The organism is Stenotrophomonas sp. LST15-1-1.1 (genome assembly GCF_040815575.1).
Taxonomy (GTDB): Bacteria; Pseudomonadota; Gammaproteobacteria; order Xanthomonadales; family Xanthomonadaceae; genus Stenotrophomonas; species Stenotrophomonas lactitubi_B.
This window is the reverse complement of the sequence record NZ_JBFPNJ010000033.1, coordinates 166,699-185,243: the sequence shown is the minus strand read 5'-3', so window position 1 is coordinate 185,243 and position 18,545 is coordinate 166,699. Positions and strand designations below refer to the sequence as shown.

Here is an 18,545-nt window from a genome sequence, read left to right as displayed (position 1 = left end):
GCAGCCAACAGCGCCGGCAGCACGCGCTGCCAGCGGAACAGGATCATCGGGGTCATTGCTGCGGGTCCTGCTCGGTGCCGGGGATGCCCTGGCGGATCACGGTGGAGAAATCATCGTCGGGGGCCATCTTCAGCGCGCGCTCGGTGATGCGGCCCTTGGCATGCAGTTCGGCGTACGGCACGCCAGGCGTGAGCGCGCCCACCTCCTGCGCGTACTCGGCCAGGTAGCCCGAGGCCAGCAGCCGGTAGTCCAGCGGCAGGCGCGGGGCGATATGCCGCGCCAGATCAAAGACGATCGTGGTGCAGTTGCTGGTCAGGGTGTTGTAGAAGCCGGGCTTGGCATCAAGCTGGCGTGCCTGGTCGATGTAGGCAGCGAACAGGGTCTTCAACTGGTTGCGGTCCATGCCATGCAGGCGGTACAGATAGACATCCTCACCGCGCGCGTTGGTACGGGTGCGGATGATGTCGGTTTCCTCGGAGGCGACCAGCGTCATCTCGAACTTGCGGAAGAAGCCGCCCAGCGCCGAGAACGATTCACCGCGCTCCTTGCGGATTTCCAGTGAGAACACCAGGTGGCGCCCGTCCTCGAATCCGAACGAGACCAGGGTGTGGGCGATCGCCGGGCCCATCCAGTACGACAGCACCAGATCGGCCGAACGCAGCTGGTCCAGGTCGTAGCTGCGGCGCACCCAGCGCGCGTCGTAGTCGGTCTCGGTGCGCCAGGTGAAATCGCGCACGTTGTCCAGCACCACGTGGCGGCCATCGAAGGATTGCACGTGCAGGCGCTGCGCCACGTCATCGGCCCAGTCGCGGTCCTGGCGCGGGGTCAGCAGCAGCCACCACAGCCCGGCAAGCGCCAAAGCGCCGGCAAAGGCTGCCCACAGCCTGCGCGTGCCACGGCCGCGCGCCACCTGCCAGGCCGCCCAGGCAGCGGCCAGCAGCCACAGCACCGCCGCGGTGACGCCCAGCCAGCCCGGCCCGGGCATCTGGTAGGTCAACAGACCGGCCACCCACAGCGCCAGCAGCACCATCACACATCCTGTCATCCATCGTCCTGCGGCTTTCACTGGCGTCCTGTCGAGGTCCCGGGGCGGCATAGTTAGCCACAAGCCGCCTCACGGCGACATCTACAACCGGTTCAGGCAAGCGCGGCAGAGGGCATACTGGCACCCACCAAAGGGCGCGCAGGGAGCAGAGATGGGCATCACCACCGTGGCCGGCGTCGCCGTGCAGGCGAAGCACCGGGCCAGCTGTCATTGCGGCACGGTCGAGCTGCTGCTGGACCTGCCCGAGGGCATCGTCGACCCGCGCCGCTGCGACTGTTCGATGTGCCGGCGCCGCGGCGCCATCGCCGCCAGCGTGGCGCGGGACGGGCTGCAGGTCGTGCGCGGGCAGGACCATCTGCGCCTGTACCAGTTCAACACCCACGTGGCCGAACACTATTTCTGCGGCGTCTGTGGCATCTACACGCACCACCGCCGCCGCTCGAACCCGGACCAGTACGGCTACAACGTGGCCTGCCTGGAAGGCATCGATCCGTTCGCGCTGGGAACCGTTGCAGTCAGCGACGGGGTCAACCACCCCTCTGATCGCACCGGCTAGTGGCGGCTGCGCCGGGGCGGCGGCGCGACCTTCTGCCACGGCGCCATGCTGGCCCGGCCGACGCGCAACGGACGCTTCAACGGCATTCGACGCGCGGGCATGTCCGCTGCAGGCGGAAGGGTCTCGGTAGGCAGCACCGGGCGCGAGGGCCAGAGTCGGTCGAGCAACCACATGGCAGGTCTCCGTGGGGGACGGGGACGATCTACCCTACCGACGCCCGGGCCAAGACCGGGTGACGGCGCTGCGGCATACCGATGACAGCTGGCGGCCCTGCCCTCAGTGCACTGGCCGCGCCCTGCCCGGCCGCCGTACCAGCACGAAGAACAGCGGCACCAGCACCACCGCCAGTACGGTTCCCGAGAGCATGCCTCCGATCACGCTCATGCCGATTTCACGGCGACTGACCGCACCGGCCCCGGTGGCCAACGCCAGCGGAATGACACCTGCCACGAAGGCCAGCGAGGTCATCACGATCGGCCGCAGGCGCAGGCGCGCGCCCTGCAGTGCCGCGTCCACCGCTGAACTGCCGGCGCGGTAGCGCGCTTCGGCGAACTCCACGATCAGGATCGCGTTCTTTGCCGACAGTCCAATCGTGGTCAGCAACCCCACCTGGAAGTAGATGTCATTGACGAAGCCCGCAGCCGTCGTCGCCAGCACCGTACCGATCACACCCAGCGGGATCACCAGCACCACCGCCACCGGAACCGTCCAGCTCTCGTAGAGCGCGGCCAGGCACAGGAAGATGAAGGCGATCGATGCGGCATACAGGTACAGGGTCTGGTTGCTGGCCAGTTGCTCCTGGTAGGACAGTCCGCTCCATTGCAGATCGAAGCCAGGTTGATCGGCCACCAGCGCCTGCATGCGCTGCATGGCTTCGCCCGAGCTGCGCCCTTCGGCGGCGCTGCCCTGTATCTGCATGGCAGGCAGGCCGTTGAAGCGCTGCTGCAGCTGCGGCCCACGCGCCCAGTGGCTGCTGGCAAAGCTGGCGAACGAGGCCATCTGACCGTTGCCGCCGCGCACATACCACTGGCCGATGTCCTCGGGCACGCTGCGGTAGGGCTGGTCGCCCTGCATGTAGACACGCTTGACCCGGCCACGGTCCAGGAAATCATTGATGTAGCTGCCGCCCCAGGCGGCAGACAAGGTGGAATTGATGTCGGCCTGGGCCAGACCCAGCGCACTGGCCTGGGCGTGGTCGATGTCCAGCCGCAGCTCGGCCTTGTCGCCCAGCCCGTTCAAGCGCACCGAGGTCAGCCCGTCATCCTCGCCGGCTGCGCGCACCAGCTGTTCCTGCGCCGCCTGCAAGGCCACGCGACCTGCCGCGCTGGTGTCCTGCAGCCACAGTTCGAAACCGCTGGACTGGCCCAGGCCACGCACGGCCGGCGGAGCGAGCACATTGACCTTTGCATCGGGCAGCTTGCGGAAATAGGCATTGGCACGCGCGATGATCGCTGCCGCAGTGTTCTCGCCGTTACGCTCGTCCCACGGCTTGAGCGCCAGGAAGCCCTGCCCGGCGTTCTGGCCGGTACCCGCATTGTTGCGACCGACCACCACGAACACCACGTCCAGGTTCTGCTTCTCGTGCTCCATGAAGTAGCGGCTGATCTGCTCGCCCAGCGCCTCGGTGCGTGCCATCGGCGTGCCTTCCGGCGTGGAGAACTGGAAGGTCACCTGGCCCTGGTCCTCCACCGGCAGGAAGCCGGTCGGCATACGTGCGTACAGCACGCCCATAGCGACCACCACCAGCAGGTAGAACGCCATCCAGCGCCGCGGACGGGCCACCACGCCCCCCAGCTTGCCGTGGTAGGCCGACTGGCTGCGTTCGACGCCGCGATTGAACGCAGCAAAGAAGCGCCCCGGTGGTTTCTGCGCCGACGAGGGCTTGAGCAGGGTCGCGCACAGCGCCGGGGTCAGGGTCAGCGCGACCAGCGCCGACAGTGCCATGGCAGATGCAATGGTGATCGAGAACTGCCGGTAGATGATGCCGGTGGAACCACCGAACAGCGCCATCGGCAGGAACACCGCGCCAAGCACCACGGTGATACCGATCAGCGCACCGGTGATCTCGCCCATCGACTTCTCGGTCGCCTCGCGCGGCGGTAGATGCTCGTCGTGGATGATTCGCTCCACGTTCTCCACCACCACGATCGCATCATCGACCAGCAGGCCTATCGCCAGCACCATCGCAAACAGCGTCAGCGTGTTGATGGTGAAGCCGGCCACCGCGAGGACGCCGAAAGTACCCAGCAGCACCACCGGCACCGTGATCGCCGGAATCAGCGTGGCGCGCACGTTCTGCAGGAACAGGAACATCACCACCACCACCAGCACGATCGCCTCGATCAGGGTGTGGATGACCCCTTCGATGGAGACCCGTACGAACGGCGTGCTGTCGCGTGGATAGGCGACCTGCAGCCCGGGCGGGAACGTAGGCCGCAGCCGCTCAAGCTCCGCGCGCACTGCATCAGCGGTGGCCAGCGCGTTGGCGCCGGAGGCCAGGGTCACCGAGAAACCTGCGGCCGGATAGCCATTGAGGTAGCTGCTGGTCTGGTAATTCTCCGCGCCGATCTCGACCCGCGCCACATCGCCCAGGTGCACTGCCGCGCCGCTGGGCAGCGTGCGCAGGATGATCGCGCGGAACTGTTCCGGGGTCTGCAGGCGCGACTGCGCGGTGACGGTGGCATTGAGGCTCTGCGTCGCACTGGATGGCAGCGCCCCCAGTTCACCGGCCGTGACCTGGGTGTTCTGCGCCTGGATCGCACTGCGCACATCCGACGGCATCAGGTCGTAGGCACGCAGCTTGTGCGGATCCAGCCACACCCGCATCGCATAGGCCGAACCGAACACGTTGATCTCGCCGACGCCGGCAATGCGGCTGATCGGATCCTGCACGTTGCTGACCAGGAAGTCGGAAACGTCCACCCGCTCCATGCGCCGGCTGGTGTCGTACAGCGAAACCACCATCAACGAGTCGCCCTGCGACTTGGCCACGGTCACGCCCTGCTGCTGTACTTCCTGCGGCAGCCGGTTGATGGCCTGGTTGACGCTGTTCTGCACCTGCACCTGGGCGATATCGGGGTTGGCGCTCTGGTCGAAGGTGACCGTGATCCTCGCCTGCCCTGAAGATGAACTGGTGGAAGAAAAATACAGCAGGTGGTCGATGCCCTTGATCTGCTGTTCGATCACCTGGGTGACGCTGTCTTCCACCGTCTGTGCAGACGCGCCGGTGTAGTTGGCGGTGATGTTGACCTGCGGCGGTGCGATGTCCGGATACTGCTCGACCGGCAACTGGGTCACCGCAATCGTGCCGAACGCCATGATGCAGATCGCCAATACCCAGGCGAATACGGGGCGGTGGATGAAGAAGCGCGGCAGCATGCGCTCAGTCCTTTCCGGCCGGCGCAACCACGGGCGCGGGTTTTACCCGCACCGGCATGCCATCGGCAAGTCCCTGCCCACCCGCCACCACCACCTGCTCACCGGCGCTGATGCCATCAAGCACCAGCCACTGGTTGCCGACCGCGCGTGCGGTGCGGAAGATGCGCAGCCGCGCCTTGCCTTCCTTGTCCACCAGCCACGCCTGCGCCTCGCCCTTGGCACTGCGGTCCACCGCCGACTGCGGCACCAGCAGCGCCTGCTGCTGCGTGCCCTGGCCCACCTGCGCGCGCACATACATGCCGGGCAGCAGCTGTCCCTCGGGGTTGGGAAACTGCGCACGCAGGGTGATGCTGCCGGTCTCCTGCTGCACGTCGATGTCGGCAAACTCCAGCGTGCCCGGCAGCGGGTACTCGGTGCCATCGGACAGCCGCAGCCGCACCGGCGCGCTGTTGGCTTGCACGCCACCCTCGGCAATGGCACGACGCAGCGCCAGGTACTCGTTGCTGGACTGGGTGATGTCCACGTTCATCGGATCCACCTGCTGGATCCGCGCCAGCGGATCGGCCTGGGCGGATGTCACCAGCGCACCCGGGGTGAACAGCGCGCGCCCGATGCGGCCGGCGATCGGTGCGGTGATCGTGGCAAAACCCAGCCGCGTGCTGGCGGTATCGCGCGCCGCCTGCGCAGCCTGCACCGCCGCAGCCGCCTGCTGGCCACTGGCGATGGCATCGTCCACGTCCTGCTGCGCGGCCAGCTGGTCCTTGCCCAGCGCCTGCATCCGCTGCGCCCGCAGACGCGCGGTCACGGCCGCCGCTTCGGCGGTCTTCAGGTTGGCCTGCGCCTCGTTCAGGGCGGCCTGGTACAGCGCCGGCTCGATCTGGAACAGGGGCTGCCCGGCCTTCACCAGCTGCCCCTGCTCGAACAGCCGCTTCACCAGCACCCCGTCCACCTGCGGGCGTACATCCGATTCCTGCGAGGCGATAGTGCGTCCCGGCAGTTCCTGTTCCAGCGCCAGCGCCTGGTTCTGCAGCGTCAGCACGGTCACTTCCGGCGTCGCTGTGCCTGGTTTGGGCGCGTCCTTGCCGCAACCGGCCAGCAGGGTCGCCAGGGCCAGCAACAGCAGCGGCAGGCGCCAGGTTCGGGGCAGGCGCCAGGCCGCAGCCGGCGGGAAGGAATACGGAAGGGTCATCGGCAGCAGGTTCCACGCGCCGGGGGGAGCGCTCGGCGCCGAATATAGAAGACCCCGCGCTGCGATCCAGCGAAAAACGCATGAAACATTTTTCATTTGCAGTGCACGCCCGTGGTTGCGAGGATGCGCTGGTCCCAATCTGCAAAGTGGCCCATGCCGCGCGTACTCACCATCGAGGACGACCTTGTCACCGCGGAGGAAATCGCCACCGAGCTGCGCAGCCACGGCTTCGAGGTCGACCTGGCGGCCGATGGCAGCAATGGCCTGGCGCTGGCACGCGCCGGCGACTACGCCGTGATCACCCTGGATCGCATGCTGCCGGGCGTGGACGGGCTGACCCTGGTCACCACGCTGCGCCGCGAAGGCGTGACCACGCCAGTACTGATGATCAGCGCATTGTCGGACGTGGACGAGCGCGTGCGCGGGCTGCGCGCCGGTGGCGACGACTACCTGACCAAGCCGTTCGCTTCGGATGAAATGGCAGCGCGGGTGGAGGTGCTGATCCGCCGCCACGGACAGCCGGGCACCGTCGACAGCATGCTGCGCGCCGGCGACCTCGAACTGGACCTGATGAGCCGCTCGGTGCGCCGTGGCGGCCAGGAGATCAGCCTGCTGCCGACCGAGTTCAAGCTGCTCGAATTCCTGGTCCGCAACGCCGGCCAGGTGGTCACCCGCACCATGTTGTTCCAGGAGGTCTGGGGCTACCACTTCGATCCGGGCACCAACCTGATCGACGTGCATATCGGTCGTGTGCGCAAACGCGTCGAGCAGCCCGGCCGCACGCAGCCGATCAAGACCGTAAGGGGAACCGGCTATGTCTTCGACGCGCAATCCTGATCAGTGGCGCTCGTCCAGCAGCCGCCTCCTTGGCCTGTACTGCATCCTGTTCGTTGCCTGGTCGAGCATGCTGCTGGGGGTGATGTACTGGCGCATCTCGGATTACCTGAACGACCTGACCGAATCGGGTCTGCAGCAGCGCGCTCATCTGTTCATGAGCTTCGACGGCCCGGCACTGGATGACGCGCTGCGCGACAGCCAGCGCTTCGACCTGCACCAGGTGTATACGTACGGACTGTTCGACAACGCCGGCATGCCGATGGCGGGCCCGCTGACGGCCATTCCCGAGGGACTGCCGCTGGATGGCAACTCGCATCCTGTGGCGGGTTGGACACTGGTTGATGGCCGGCATGAGAGCGGTGGCAGCGCGCTCGGCGTGGTGACCCGCGATGGCCGGACACTGGTGTTCGTGCGCCAGAACGGCAAGCTCATGGCGGTCAACAGCATCATCCTCGATGCGCTGCTGTGGGGCGTGTCACTGACTGTCATTCCCGGGCTGGTGGGCTGGCATCTGCTGCGCCGGCGCCCGTTGAAGCGGATCCAACAGATCGAAGCGGCCACCAACCGGATCATCGCCGGCGACCTCGGGCAACGGTTGCCGGTGTCCAACCGGCGCGATGAAATCGATCGGCTGTCGAGCATCGTCAACGCCATGCTGGAACGCATCGAACAGCTGATGACCGAGGTCAAAGGCGTGTGCGACAGCATCGCGCATGACCTGCGTACACCGCTCACCCGGCTGCGTGCGCACCTCTACCGCATGCGCGTGGGCCTGGACGAACACGACCCGCATGCGGACCCGCTGGACAAGGCGCTGGCGGAGACCGACATGCTGATGGCGCGCTTCGCCGCGCTGCTGCGCGTATCCGAGCTGGAAAGCCACCAGCGCCGCTCTGCCTTCGACGAGGTGGACATCGCCGACCTGCTGCAGGAGCTGCACCAGTTCTACCTGCCGTTGGCCGAGGAGAAACAACAGGAGCTGCAGCTGCAGGTCGCGCCGCAGATCGGCATGCTGCGCGGCGATCGTGAGCTGCTGTTCGAAGCGGTGGCCAACCTGCTGTCCAACGCCCTGCAGTTCACGCCCGCACACGGGCGCATCCTGCTGCGCGCGGTGGACGACCACGGCGCGCCCCGCATCGATGTGATCGACAACGGGCCGGGCATCCCGCCGCAGGACCGATCCTTGATCTACCAGCGCTTCTTTCGCGGCAGCAGCACTGCCGGTCAAGGTTCAGGATTTGGCCTGGGGCTGTCGATCGTGGCCGCCATTGCCGGACTGCACGGCTTCCGCGTCCGCGCCGGCAGCGCGCCCGACGGCGGCGCCTGGATGAGCATCCGCGGCGCTGCAGACGGGCTTCCCTGAGGCGGCCACCGCCACCATCAGTTACCGGCTCCTGGCACTGCAACGGCCGTTGACCGCCGCAGCAGCATATGCAGCAGCACTGCACTGCCAGCGGTCAGTGCTGACAACATGTGCAGCAGTTGCGCCAGCGCCTCGCCGCTGGCGCGCTGCAACTGCAGGGCCGTTGCTCCGGGCAGCAGCGGCTGGGCCGAATGCAATGCTCCGGTTGCCAGATAGGCCGCCGCCCTGCCCAGTGCCGGAGCAGATGCGCCCTGCAGGCGGTGGCTGATGAGCGTCGCCAGCAATGCGGTCACCGCCGCCAGTGCGATGCCCTCGCCCGCTACCCGCACCGTGCCGAAGATCCCCGCCGCCATGCCCGCGCGTTGCACCGGCACCACACTGACCGACAACCCGTCCATCAACCCCCAGGGCAATGCGGTGCCTGCACCGATCAGCAGCAGCGGCGGGATCCATTGCGCAGGCAGCGGATGTACCGCCTGCCGCGACAGCAGATACAGCCCCAACGCGCAGAGCAGCAACCCAGCCACGCACAGGCGCGTGCTTCCCATCCGGCCGGCCCAGCGCGCGGCCAGCAGTGGCAGCACCAGCATCGGCGCGGACAGCGCCAGCATCTGCACGCCGACGGTGGCGACGCCCTGGCCATGCACGCCCAGCAACTGCAGCGGCAGCACCACCAGCAGCACCACGTAGCCGAAGCAGGTTGCCACCGGCAGCAGCTGCACACCGACGAATGCCCGCTGCGCGAACAGCGAAAGATCCAGCAACGGCGCCGGCTGCCTGCGCTCGATCAGTACGAACGAAGCCGCCAGCAGCGCGGCCGCCAGCGATGCCCACCGTACCCGCGCTGCGGGCAGGCCGAATTCGCCCAGCCACAACAGCGCCAGGGTCAGCATGCTCAGCATCAGGCTGAAAGCCAGCATGCCCGGCACGTCCAGCCGCCCGGCCTGCCCGCGGCTCTCTGGCAGCACGCGCACTGCCAGCATGCATGCCAGCAGAGCCAGCACACCACCGGCGGCAAACACGCTTCGCCAACCCATCGCCTCAAGCAGCGCGCCCGCAAGCAGCGGCCCCAGCGCAAGGCCGGCGCCAAAGGTGGTGCCCAGCAGGGCAAACACACGCATACGGGCCTGGCCGTGCCACGCCTGCGCCAGCGCCGCGCTACCCGATGCCAATGCCGCGGCAGCGCCCACGCCTTGCAGACCGCGCGCCACGTCCAGCCAGAACAGATCCGGCGCCATGCAGACGAAGAACGTCGCCAACGCGAAACCGCCGCTGCCCAGCAGGAACAGCCGGCGTCGCCCATAGCGGTCCGCCAGTCCCCCTGCCGCCAGCAGCAGGCTACCGAAGCTGAGCATGAAGGCGTTGGTCACCCAGGCCAACGAAGCGGGCGAGCTGGCCAACTGGATGGCCAGCACCGGCACCGCTACCGCGCCGGCTGAGAAGGACAACGGCAACGCGAGCGCTGCCAGACACACCGACACCAACGCCCAACGCCGTTGTACGGGCTGGGATTCCATCAAGAAACGGGCCATCGGGGCCTCCTGCAAACGGGACCATTGATGATGGCCAGGCTGCGATCCGAGAAAAACAGACTCAAAGGCGTTTGATTACGGCCATATGTTCCGCAATCATTCCGCCATGGACTCGATTTCCGCACTGCTCGCCTTCGTCCGCACCGCCGAGGCCGGCAGCATTGTCGGCGCCGCGCGCATGCTGGGACTGTCCGCTTCGGCAGTGGGTAAGCGGATCGCCCGCCTGGAGCAGGACCTGGGTACGCGACTGTTCCACCGCACCACGCGCCGCATGCACCTTACCGACGAAGGTGACCTGCTGCTGCAGCGCTGCCGCCGGGCATTGGATGAACTGTCCGAGGCCCAGGCTGATCTTGCGCAACGCCAATTCGCTCCGCGTGGCCTACTGCGGATTGGCCTGCCCACCATCGGCTACCGTTTTCTGCTGCCGGTGCTGCCCGACTTCCAGCAGCGTTACCCGCAGGTGCAGTTGGAACTTGATTTCAATGACCGGCTCGTTGATGTAGTGAGCGAAGGACTGGATGCGGTGATACGCAGCGGTGAACTGGCCGACTCCAGCCTGATGTCGCGGCGCCTCGGCAGCTTCCATTTCGTGCTGTGCGCTGCGCCGGCCTACCTGCGAACACACGGCTGGCCGCAGTCGCTGCCGGAACTGCGTCCGCTGCAGGCGGTGCGTTTCCGCTTCCCGACCACCGGCACGCTGCAGCCCTGGAGCCTGCCCGGCGTCGATGGCGACGCCGGCGCCGCTCTGGCGACGGCGATGACCTGCAACAACATGGAAGCGCTGCTGGCCGCTGCAATCGGCGCCATGGGCGTCGCCTGGATGCCCGACTTCCTGGCGGCCGAAGCACTGGCCGATGGCCGGTTGCAGCAGGTGTTGCCGATGATGGAGCCGCAGTGCGGGCAATTCTCACTGCTCTGGCCCGGCAATCGTCACCCCAGCGCGCGCCTGCGGGTGTTCATCGATTACATGGCCGAACATCTGTTCACCCGTCCCCGTTGAGCAGACAGGTGCACCGCCCGCCGCCGCTCCCCATGCACGACGCGCATTGCCACCCCCGAGGCAAGCGCCATCAGCGCATTCGTGGCTGACCACGAACAGGCGGCGGGCGATGCGGGTTGGCGTACCGGACAACTCTGGGACTGACCGGCGGATCATGGTGATCCCCACACATCGCCCACCACGGACAGCGGGTCACGTGATCCGAAGGCGCCATCCGTGCGCCTGCCGATCACGTGCCAGAGTTGATTGTGGGACGCCAATCCCAGTCGGCCGATGATGGCCGACGGGGACATGCTGGTCGCTGTCGGCGAGGCGGTATGTAGGGGTTATCCGCGCCTGTGCATCAGGCGTGCTGCGGACACGATTCCCCAGCACGGAACTGCGGGCCGAATCACATTCCAGAGGCGCACACGACGCCGGCCGCTGCCCTACCCGCGCGTGCAGCACGGAAGCTCGGCCGGCAATCACGACACTACTGATTGTGCTGCCATCGCCAGAAAATTCTGCAGCACCGGCGTCGGCGATTCCGGGCGCATGCAGAACTGCAGTTCGAACGCAGCGTTGCCGACGTCCAGTGGCCGATAGACGATTTCTTCGGGACGGAACCCGGTCATGCTTGCTGGCACGATTGCCACGCCCGCTTCCACGGCCACCAGCGACAGCACTGCGTGCATGCCCTGCGCTTCCTGCACGACCCGTGGCGTGAAGCCGGCAGAGGTACACAGGCCCAGCACCTGCGCATGGAAGCCGATACCTTCAGCAGAGGGCCATGAAACGAACGGCTCGTCCACCAGGGCGGCGACGTCCAGCCGTTGCCGTGCCACCAGCCGATGCGCGCGCGGCAGGGCAATGGCCAGTCGATCATGGTCGAACGCCTGTAGATGCAGTTCTGCGGAAATGATCGGCGGAATCAGGATGCCCAGGTCGATGCGCCCTTCGCGCAGCCACTGTTGCTGCTGCCGCGAGGTGGCTTCGTGCAGATGCAGCTGCACCTTCGCAAACGCATGGCGGAACTGGCGGATCAGTGCGGGCAGGCGCCCGTACAGTGCGCTGCCGACATAGCCTACGCGCAGGCTGCCGGTCTGCCCTGCCGCCGATTCGCGCGTGCGCTGCAGCGCCTGTTCGGCCTGTTGCAGCGTCGTGCGCGCTTCCACCAGCAGCGTCTGCCCCGCCGCGGTCAGGCCCAGCGTACGGTTGCCACGCACGATCAAGCCCGTGCCCACTTCGTCTTCCAGGCGCCGCATCGCCGCCGTCAATGGCGGCTGCGACATGTGCAGGCGCGCAGCGGCGCGATGGAAGTGCAGTTCTTCAGCCACCGCCACGAACTGGCGGAGCAGGCGCAGATCGATCATTTCATCGCAGGCAGGTGGAGACCCGCCTAGGGTACGCGCTCAGCCGCGCGCGTCGACACTCGGCCGTGCAATGACCGGCCACTGCAGGGCCACCGCTTCGATGCTGTCGGCGGCCACGGCGCGCAGGTCGCGTGGATAGTCCACGTTCTCTGCTTCCTGCAGCCGCAATGCATGGAACTGGCCATTGCTGGCGCGCAGAATCCATCCCCCCTGCTGGCAACGCGTGGAAACCAGGAAAGCCACCCCGGTAGCCACGGCATCGGGATGCAGTTCATCCGGCTCTCCGTCGATGCCCCACATGCGGGTCTTGGCCACCGGTGATACCGCGTTGACCACGATGCCGTGCTCGGCGCCCTCCAACGCCAGCACATTGACCAGCCCCTGCGCGGCCAGCTTGGCCATCGCGTAGCCACACAGGCCGCGCTGCGCATACTGCGGGTACAGCGCGCGATCGGAGGTGGTCAGCACGATGCGGCCGCCGCCGGCAGCGCGCATCGCGGGCCATGCCGCCTGTGCCAGCCACAGCGGTGTCTTCGCGGCCAGGCACAGCATCTGCTCCAGTGCATCGTCTTCCACCGCTTCGATAGCGGCGTAGGCTACCCAGCCGGCGTTGTGGATGATGAAGTCCAGGCGACCATGGCGCTGCAGAATGTCCTGCACGAGCGCATGGCAACCGCTGCGCTGGTTGATGGGGCCGCCGGCGGCCTCGACCGGCAGGCTCTGGGCACGCAATGCCGCCACCGCCGTGGCGATGCGCTGCGGATCGGCGCCCGTGCCATCCGTTGCAGCGCCCACGTCATGCATCACCACATGCGCGCCACGCTGGGCCAGCAGGCGGCTGTAGGCCAGGCCCAGGCCACCGGCGGCACCGGTTACCAGGCCCACCTGGCCTTCGAACGAGATACTGGAATTGGGTTTCATCCGGCCAGCATCGGCGAGCGCCATCGTCCCCGGCCAATACTGTTTGCACACCCGCGTGATACGCCAACGGTATCGCGCGGCGATGGCGCTGCGCGGTCAGCGGCTGAAGCGACGGGCACCGGCCACGCAGATCACCGCCGCCACGGTCACCAGCAGCATGCCCGCACTGACGGTCTCGTGCAGCAGCATCGCCGCCAACGCCAGGCCGAAGAACGGCTGCAGCAGCTGCAGCTGGCCAACCGCGGCGATGCCACCCTGGGCCAGACCGCGATACCAGAACAGGAACCCGATCAGCATGCTGAACACCGCCACATACCCCAACGCCCACCAGGCCGAGGCAGCGACCGCCGTGAACGAGACCGGGCGCATCGCCACCATCAGCGGCAGCATCACCGGCAAGGCCAACAGCAGTGCCCAGCTGATCACCTGCCAACCGCCCAGATGCCGGGCCAGGCGGCCGCCCTCGGCGTAACCGAGCCCGCATACCACGATCGCCGCCAGCATCAGCAGGTCGGCCTGCAGCGAGGCCTCGATGCCGTTGCGTGCGGCGTAGCCGACCACGCAGGCGCTGCCCAGCAGCGAGAACACCCAGAACGCCGGGCGTGGACGATCACCGCCGCGCAGGACGCCGAATACCGCCGTGCTCAGCGGCAGCAGTCCGAGGAACACGATGGTGTGTGCCGAGGAGGCGTGGCGCAGGGCGAGCGCGGTCAGCAACGGGAAGCCCACCACCACGCCCAGGCTGACCAGCGCCAGGCCGGGCAGATCGCTTCTGACCGGCCGCGGCTGCCGCAATGCCAGCAGCAGCACCAGCCCCAGCAACGCGGCGATGCTGGCGCGTGCGGCAGTAACGAAGCTGGCGTCCAGCTCCATCACCGCCATGCGAGTGGCCGGCAAAGAGCCGGCGAAGATCACCACACCGATGAAGCCGTTGATCCACCCGCTTGCCGACCGTTCCACACCCTGCTCCAGAAGTACCGGGCAATAGCCGGCTGTGCCCGTCATTGAGCCACCGGGCGGCGGAGACACACAGCTACAATCCAGTACAGTCACAAGTAACTGTACTGCCCACAATCCCCTTACAGTCACGCTCATGTCCCGACCTTCCAGCCGCATCGACAGCGTCATCCACGCCGTCCGCTCACGCATCAGCTCGCGCCTGGATGGCCCGGGCAGCCGCCTGCCCTCGGTGCGCGCGCAGGCGACGACGATGGGCGTTTCCGTGTCCACCGTGGTCGAGGCCTACGAGCGATTGGCGGCCGAGGGCGTGATCGCCGCGCGCGCCGGCTCCGGCTTCTACGTGACTGGCCCGGCAGCACCGCTGGCGCTGGCCGAGATGGAACCGCGCCTTGATCGCGCGGTGGACCCGTTGTGGGTATCGCGGCAATCACTGGAAACCCCTTCCGGCCACCTCAAGCCCGGCTGCGGCTGGATGCCCAGTGACTGGCTGTACCACGATGGCCTGCGCCGTGGCCTGCGCCGCATGGCCCGCGCCGACTCCGCACACCTGGCCGACTACGCCGGGCCGCTCGGCCTGCCGGCACTGCGGCAGACGCTGCAGCGACGCGCGGCCACGCTGGGCATCGAAGCGTCGATGGAACAGCTGTTGCTGGCCGAATCGGGGACGCACGCGATCGACCTGATCTGCCGCTTCCTGCTGAAGCCCGGCGACTGCGTGCTGGTCGACGACCCCAGCTATTTCAATTACCACGCGATGCTGAAGGCCCATCAAGTGCAGGCCATCGGCATACCGTACACACATACCGGTCCGGATCTGCAGGTGTTTGCCAGCGCGCTGCAGGAATACGCGCCGCGCCTGTACATCACCAACGCCGGGCTGCACAACCCGACGGGCGCGGTGCTGTCGGCGACCACCGCGCATCGCCTGCTGGGCCTGGCCGACCGCAGCGAACTGATCATCATCGAGGATGACATCTTCGCCGACTTCGAGCTGCGCCCGGCGCCGCGGCTGGCGGCGCTGGATGGACTGTCGCGGGTGATCCATGTCGGCAGTTTCTCCAAGGCCATCTCGGCGGCATCGCGGTGCGGCTACATCGCCGCACGCCCTGACTGGATCGAAGCACTGACCGATCTGAAGCTGGCCACCAGCTTCGGCGGTGGGCACCTGGCCGCGCACCTCATGCAGATCGCACTGACCGACAGCGGCTACCGACGGCACATGCAGGCGGTGCGCACGCGCCTGGCCGACGCGCGCAAGCACACGCTGCGGCAGGTGCAGAAGCTGGGCATCACGCCATGGCTGCAACCGGAAGCAGGACTGTTCCTATGGTGCCAGCTGCCCGATGGCCGCGATGCATCGTCAGTCGCACGGCAGTGCCTGCGCGAAGGCGTGGTGGTGGCACCCGGCAATGCCTTCAGCCAGTCGCAGCAGGCTGCCGACTACGTCCGCTTCAATGTGTCGCAGTGCCAGGACCCGAAGATCTGGCAGGTACTGGGGAAGGCGCTGCAGTAGAACGGCTGGAGCATTACAGTGCGTTATCCTGCCGGCCATCCAAGCAAGGAGCGTCCGCATGCGTCGATGGATCGGCATCGCCTTGGCCTGCAGCCTGACCGGTGGCTGCATCACGTTCGGGCCCCGCGACGGCTCGCTGCAGGTCATTGGCTATGCACCCACGGACGGGAACTGCCAACTGCAGATCACCGCGCCGGGGGCATCCAACGCGGATGCCGCGCCGGTGCAGGGGTATTTTCAACGGCAGCTGATGGTTCATTCCAGCAGGCCCGGTCGCGTCGCGCTGCTGTGCAATGGCAGGCTGCAGGCCGAACGCAACTTCCGTTACGGCCGCGACGTGAGGTTCGGCGAGGTTCTACCGCTCCTTGTTTTCGAGCGCAGCGCGCTCGATCTGGGCGGCAGCACACCGGTGGCACGCATACGTGCTTTCCAGTCCGATTTTCTGGACTGGAACAATGCCTCGCTTGCAGAGGTGACAGAACATGGCTCGTCACACGGACTGGCGTTGGCCAGTGCGACGTACGCAACGCTGGTGGAGCACTACGCCTTGCCTGGCACCCCGCGCAACGTCATGCAACGGCCCAGCGTTGAGTCACCGCATGATCCGGCACTGGAACAGGTGATGGCCGTGCAGATCATCGGCGACGCAGCGTCGATACGTACCGCACAACAGCGCCGCTCCAGCGTCCTCATCCATGAGTACCGGCTGCAACGCGTGCAGGATGACTGGCGATTGACCGGCCTGTATCGACTGGAAGCAGACGGAATGAAGCCGGCGCTCTGAATACCTCGGACTCAATCGGCGAGGTAGGTCTCTGCGGGAATGTCCAGCAGCTCTGGACCTGAAAGCGTCGCGCCCTCCAGATCAGCCCCGGCGTTCAAGGCATTGTCGATCGCATTGAGCAACGAACTCCGCTCGCAGATCGCCTTGAACGCAGCGCGCGGACCTTCGTGGTACATGGCCAGCGCGCGCTGCAGGCCAGCGGCAAATACCGGTTCACGCTCGAGCGGCAGTTCATGCAGCTCACCCTGCGCGTCAGAGGCGGTGAATGTACGCGGCAGCAGCACGTCCAGTTCCATGTGCCCGATCAGGGTCATGGCGAATGCTTCAGGCAGCCACACCAGCAGGCGGCGCATCTGCCCGTGTTCGCTGCCGAGCGCGAGCAGTGCCTGCTCGGCGTGCTCCTCATCCACGTCCTCGCGTCCAAGCAATGTCAGCGCCAGTTCGAAGGCTTCCGCCGATGGCATCGGGGGCGTGCGAGGGTTCATTCGCGATCTCTGGAATACAGGCAGGCGCAGACCTTAATCAAAGGCGGGCATCCCTGCAATCGACACTTGCGGAGCGCGGTAAAGTGGATGCTCGCCATTGCTGCAGGAATGCTTCCGATGTCCTTCTCCGATCCCCACGCCGTCGCCCGCTACACCGACGGCCCGCTGCGACAGGTACCGGGTTTCCTCGGACTGCAGCAGATGACCCACCTGCTGCTGGCCGAACATGTGCCCGACGATGGCCAGGTGCTGGTGCTCGGCGCAGGTGGCGGCCTGGAGCTCAAGGCCTTCGCCGAAGCGCACCCGCACTGGCGGATGCTCGGTATCGACCCGGCCGCACCCATGCTCTCGCTGGCCGAACAGACCCTGGGGCCATTGATGGCACAGGTCACGCTGCTGGAAGGCTATATCGACGATGCCCCGCACACCGTCTTCGACGGCGCCACCTGCCTGCTGACCCTGCATTTCCTCACCGTTGAACAGCGCCTGCACACCCTGCACGAACTGCGGCAACGGCTGCGGCCGGGTGCGCCGCTGGTGGTAGCCCACCACAGCGTGCCGCAGGACGCGGCCGGCAAGCATCGCTGGCTGCAACGCTACGCCGCATTCGGGGAGGCCTCCGGTATTCCACGTGCCGATGCGCAGCGCGCAGTGGCCGCCATCACCGAGCGCCTGCCGCTGCTGTCGCCCGAACAGGAAGTGGCGTTGCTGCAGGCCGCCGGCTTCGACAACGTGGAACTGTTCTATGCCGGCTTCAGCTTCAAGGGATGGGTAGGCTACGCGCCGGCGACGCCGGTATAGGCCCGCGACGCACGCTCATGGCACCACGGTGATGCCGATCCGCTGCATCAGCAGCGCGACCTGCTGCACATCGAGCGTGGCGCCACGCAGGTTGGTGCTGCGCACATCCAGCTCGCCCAGTTCGGAGTTGGTCAGGTCGCAATCGGTGAAGTTGGCCGTGTTCCAGTCGATGCCATCGAACTGGCCGCCGGACAAGTCCGATCCTGCGAAACTGGCGCCGCTGATGTTGGCCCCGTCCCAACGGTTCTCCCACAGCTCGCACTTCTCCAGCGTCACCCGCGAGAAGTTGGCATAGCGCAGGTTGGTCTTCTTGATGAAGGCGCTGCAGAACCAGCTGCGCGTGGTGATCTGGTTCATGAAACTAGCGTTGCTGAAATCAGCGCCCTGCGCGCGGCACTCGCTGATTTCCAGCCCCAGCGCCTTGATGAAGTTGAAATTGCACATGCTGATGTCGCATTGGCGGAAGCTGGCTTCCTTCAACGTGGCACCACTGAAACGGCACCCGGTGCGCGTTTCAGCGTCGTAGAAACCGCAGTTCACGAACTCGGTGGCGGTGAGGTCCGCGCCGGAGAAATCGCACTCGTGGAACTGCTGGTCGACCACCTTCTGGCCGGTGAATTGATCGACGCCAATGCGCAGCTTGTGGTGAACGGTAGAGGACATGCGGGGTTCCGTGCCGGGTGCATCGCCATGATGCCGCGTCCGGCCGGGCGGCGGTAGAGCGTGGCCATCGCGGTTCATGGCTGCTGCAGTCGGGATGTGTACAGCGCCAAGGCGGGCTCTCCAGCGGTCCGGCCCGATCGGCAACTGCACGCCTTCATGCACC

General features: G+C 66.8%; 16 protein-coding genes. 7 read left to right on the top strand and 9 right to left on the bottom strand.

Annotated elements, in window-relative coordinates:
• Window positions 1–52: 52 nt before the first annotated feature.
• A complete protein-coding gene (locus tag MRBLST15_RS19820; RefSeq protein ID WP_367787577.1) occupies window positions 53–1,030 on the bottom strand; it encodes a DUF4105 domain-containing protein in 978 nt (325 codons plus the stop codon).
• A gap of 166 nt (window positions 1,031–1,196) precedes the next feature.
• Here MRBLST15_RS19820 and MRBLST15_RS19815 point away from each other — a divergent pair, with 166 nt between their 5' ends.
• Window positions 1,197–1,601 (top strand): GFA family protein, encoded by a 405-nt coding sequence (locus tag MRBLST15_RS19815; protein ID WP_367787527.1) that lies wholly within the window; start codon window positions 1,197–1,199, stop codon window positions 1,599–1,601.
• Window positions 1,602–1,877: 276 nt separating this feature from the next.
• Here MRBLST15_RS19815 and MRBLST15_RS19810 read toward each other — a convergent pair whose 3' ends face one another.
• Together MRBLST15_RS19810 and MRBLST15_RS19805 are read right to left on the bottom strand one after the other, a co-directional pair.
• On the bottom strand, window positions 1,878–4,979 hold the full coding sequence (locus tag MRBLST15_RS19810; RefSeq protein WP_367787526.1) for an efflux RND transporter permease subunit: 3,102 nt from the start codon (window positions 4,977–4,979) through the stop codon (window positions 1,878–1,880).
• 4 nt (window positions 4,980–4,983) lie between these two features.
• Entirely contained in the window at window positions 4,984–6,168 is a 1,185-nt protein-coding gene (locus MRBLST15_RS19805) for an efflux RND transporter periplasmic adaptor subunit (protein WP_367787524.1), read from the bottom strand.
• Between the two features lie 153 nt (window positions 6,169–6,321).
• Here MRBLST15_RS19805 and MRBLST15_RS19800 point away from each other — a divergent pair, with 153 nt between their 5' ends.
• On the top strand, window positions 6,322–7,005 hold the full coding sequence (locus MRBLST15_RS19800; protein ID WP_367787522.1) for a response regulator transcription factor: 684 nt from the start codon (window positions 6,322–6,324) through the stop codon (window positions 7,003–7,005).
• A complete protein-coding gene (locus MRBLST15_RS19795) occupies window positions 6,983–8,368 on the top strand; it encodes a sensor histidine kinase (RefSeq protein ID WP_367787520.1) in 1,386 nt (461 codons plus the stop codon). Before MRBLST15_RS19800 ends, MRBLST15_RS19795 begins: the two co-directional genes overlap by 23 nt.
• A gap of 17 nt (window positions 8,369–8,385) precedes the next feature.
• On the opposite strand, the gene MRBLST15_RS19790 is transcribed toward MRBLST15_RS19795, so the two are convergent.
• Window positions 8,386–9,900 carry an MFS transporter gene (locus MRBLST15_RS19790; protein WP_367787518.1) on the bottom strand — a complete coding sequence of 505 codons (1,515 nt, stop codon included), beginning with the start codon at window positions 9,898–9,900 and terminating at the stop codon, window positions 8,386–8,388.
• A 106-nt stretch (window positions 9,901–10,006) separates the two neighbouring features.
• On the opposite strand from MRBLST15_RS19790, the gene MRBLST15_RS19785 reads away from it, so the two are divergent.
• Window positions 10,007–10,903: a LysR substrate-binding domain-containing protein gene (locus tag MRBLST15_RS19785; protein ID WP_367787516.1), complete on the top strand. Its 897-nt coding sequence runs from the start codon at window positions 10,007–10,009 to the stop codon at window positions 10,901–10,903.
• A 464-nt stretch (window positions 10,904–11,367) separates the two neighbouring features.
• Here the strand turns inward: MRBLST15_RS19785 and MRBLST15_RS19780 are convergent, their stop codons facing one another.
• The 3 genes from MRBLST15_RS19780 to MRBLST15_RS19770 form a co-directional block, all read right to left on the bottom strand.
• The gene (locus MRBLST15_RS19780) at window positions 11,368–12,255 is read right to left on the bottom strand and encodes a LysR family transcriptional regulator (protein ID WP_367787514.1); all 888 of its coding nucleotides are present in this window, start codon (window positions 12,253–12,255) and stop codon (window positions 11,368–11,370) included.
• A gap of 39 nt (window positions 12,256–12,294) precedes the next feature.
• Window positions 12,295–13,176, bottom strand: coding sequence for an SDR family NAD(P)-dependent oxidoreductase (locus tag MRBLST15_RS19775; protein ID WP_367787512.1), 882 nt, complete (start codon window positions 13,174–13,176; stop codon window positions 12,295–12,297).
• A gap of 96 nt (window positions 13,177–13,272) precedes the next feature.
• The gene (locus tag MRBLST15_RS19770) at window positions 13,273–14,136 is read right to left on the bottom strand and encodes a DMT family transporter (RefSeq protein ID WP_100463463.1); all 864 of its coding nucleotides are present in this window, start codon (window positions 14,134–14,136) and stop codon (window positions 13,273–13,275) included.
• Window positions 14,137–14,269: 133 nt separating this feature from the next.
• Here MRBLST15_RS19770 and MRBLST15_RS19765 point away from each other — a divergent pair, with 133 nt between their 5' ends.
• Both MRBLST15_RS19765 and MRBLST15_RS19760 read left to right on the top strand, forming a co-directional pair.
• Window positions 14,270–15,649, top strand: coding sequence for a PLP-dependent aminotransferase family protein (locus MRBLST15_RS19765; protein ID WP_367787510.1), 1,380 nt, complete (start codon window positions 14,270–14,272; stop codon window positions 15,647–15,649).
• A gap of 58 nt (window positions 15,650–15,707) precedes the next feature.
• A complete protein-coding gene (locus MRBLST15_RS19760; protein WP_367787508.1) occupies window positions 15,708–16,433 on the top strand; it encodes a hypothetical protein in 726 nt (241 codons plus the stop codon).
• An 11-nt stretch (window positions 16,434–16,444) separates the two neighbouring features.
• Here MRBLST15_RS19760 and MRBLST15_RS19755 read toward each other — a convergent pair whose 3' ends face one another.
• Window positions 16,445–16,918 carry a hypothetical protein gene (locus MRBLST15_RS19755; protein WP_367787506.1) on the bottom strand — a complete coding sequence of 158 codons (474 nt, stop codon included), beginning with the start codon at window positions 16,916–16,918 and terminating at the stop codon, window positions 16,445–16,447.
• A gap of 117 nt (window positions 16,919–17,035) precedes the next feature.
• Here MRBLST15_RS19755 and MRBLST15_RS19750 point away from each other — a divergent pair, with 117 nt between their 5' ends.
• Window positions 17,036–17,719: a class I SAM-dependent methyltransferase gene (locus tag MRBLST15_RS19750; protein ID WP_367787504.1), complete on the top strand. Its 684-nt coding sequence runs from the start codon at window positions 17,036–17,038 to the stop codon at window positions 17,717–17,719.
• A 15-nt stretch (window positions 17,720–17,734) separates the two neighbouring features.
• Here the strand turns inward: MRBLST15_RS19750 and smqnr are convergent, their stop codons facing one another.
• Window positions 17,735–18,382 carry a SmQnr family pentapeptide repeat protein gene (gene smqnr, locus MRBLST15_RS19745; protein WP_367787502.1) on the bottom strand — a complete coding sequence of 216 codons (648 nt, stop codon included), beginning with the start codon at window positions 18,380–18,382 and terminating at the stop codon, window positions 17,735–17,737.
• Window positions 18,383–18,545 lie beyond the last annotated feature (163 nt).

What these genes read in the sequence shown, in the direction of transcription:
- MRBLST15_RS19795 (WP_367787520.1), top strand. Translation starts at nt 6,983, where the DNA reads ATGTCTTCGACGCGCAATCCTGATCAGTGGCGCTCGTCCAGCAGCCGC.
- smqnr (WP_367787502.1), bottom strand. Translation starts at nt 18,382, where the DNA reads ATGTCCTCTACCGTTCACCACAAGCTGCGCATTGGCGTCGATCAATTC.
- MRBLST15_RS19820 (WP_367787577.1), bottom strand. Translation starts at nt 1,030, where the DNA reads ATGGTGCTGCTGGCGCTGTGGGTGGCCGGTCTGTTGACCTACCAGATG.
- MRBLST15_RS19750 (WP_367787504.1), top strand. Translation starts at nt 17,036, where the DNA reads ATGTCCTTCTCCGATCCCCACGCCGTCGCCCGCTACACCGACGGCCCG.
- MRBLST15_RS19785 (WP_367787516.1), top strand. Translation starts at nt 10,007, where the DNA reads ATGGACTCGATTTCCGCACTGCTCGCCTTCGTCCGCACCGCCGAGGCC.
- MRBLST15_RS19780 (WP_367787514.1), bottom strand. Translation starts at nt 12,255, where the DNA reads ATGATCGATCTGCGCCTGCTCCGCCAGTTCGTGGCGGTGGCTGAAGAA.
- MRBLST15_RS19800 (WP_367787522.1), top strand. Translation starts at nt 6,322, where the DNA reads ATGCCGCGCGTACTCACCATCGAGGACGACCTTGTCACCGCGGAGGAA.
- MRBLST15_RS19775 (WP_367787512.1), bottom strand. Translation starts at nt 13,176, where the DNA reads ATGAAACCCAATTCCAGTATCTCGTTCGAAGGCCAGGTGGGCCTGGTA.
- MRBLST15_RS19755 (WP_367787506.1), bottom strand. Translation starts at nt 16,918, where the DNA reads ATGAACCCTCGCACGCCCCCGATGCCATCGGCGGAAGCCTTCGAACTG.
- MRBLST15_RS19810 (WP_367787526.1), bottom strand. Translation starts at nt 4,979, where the DNA reads ATGCTGCCGCGCTTCTTCATCCACCGCCCCGTATTCGCCTGGGTATTG.
- MRBLST15_RS19790 (WP_367787518.1), bottom strand. Translation starts at nt 9,900, where the DNA reads ATGGCCCGTTTCTTGATGGAATCCCAGCCCGTACAACGGCGTTGGGCG.
- MRBLST15_RS19815 (WP_367787527.1), top strand. Translation starts at nt 1,197, where the DNA reads ATGGGCATCACCACCGTGGCCGGCGTCGCCGTGCAGGCGAAGCACCGG.
- MRBLST15_RS19760 (WP_367787508.1), top strand. Translation starts at nt 15,708, where the DNA reads ATGCGTCGATGGATCGGCATCGCCTTGGCCTGCAGCCTGACCGGTGGC.
- MRBLST15_RS19765 (WP_367787510.1), top strand. Translation starts at nt 14,270, where the DNA reads ATGTCCCGACCTTCCAGCCGCATCGACAGCGTCATCCACGCCGTCCGC.
- MRBLST15_RS19805 (WP_367787524.1), bottom strand. Translation starts at nt 6,168, where the DNA reads ATGACCCTTCCGTATTCCTTCCCGCCGGCTGCGGCCTGGCGCCTGCCC.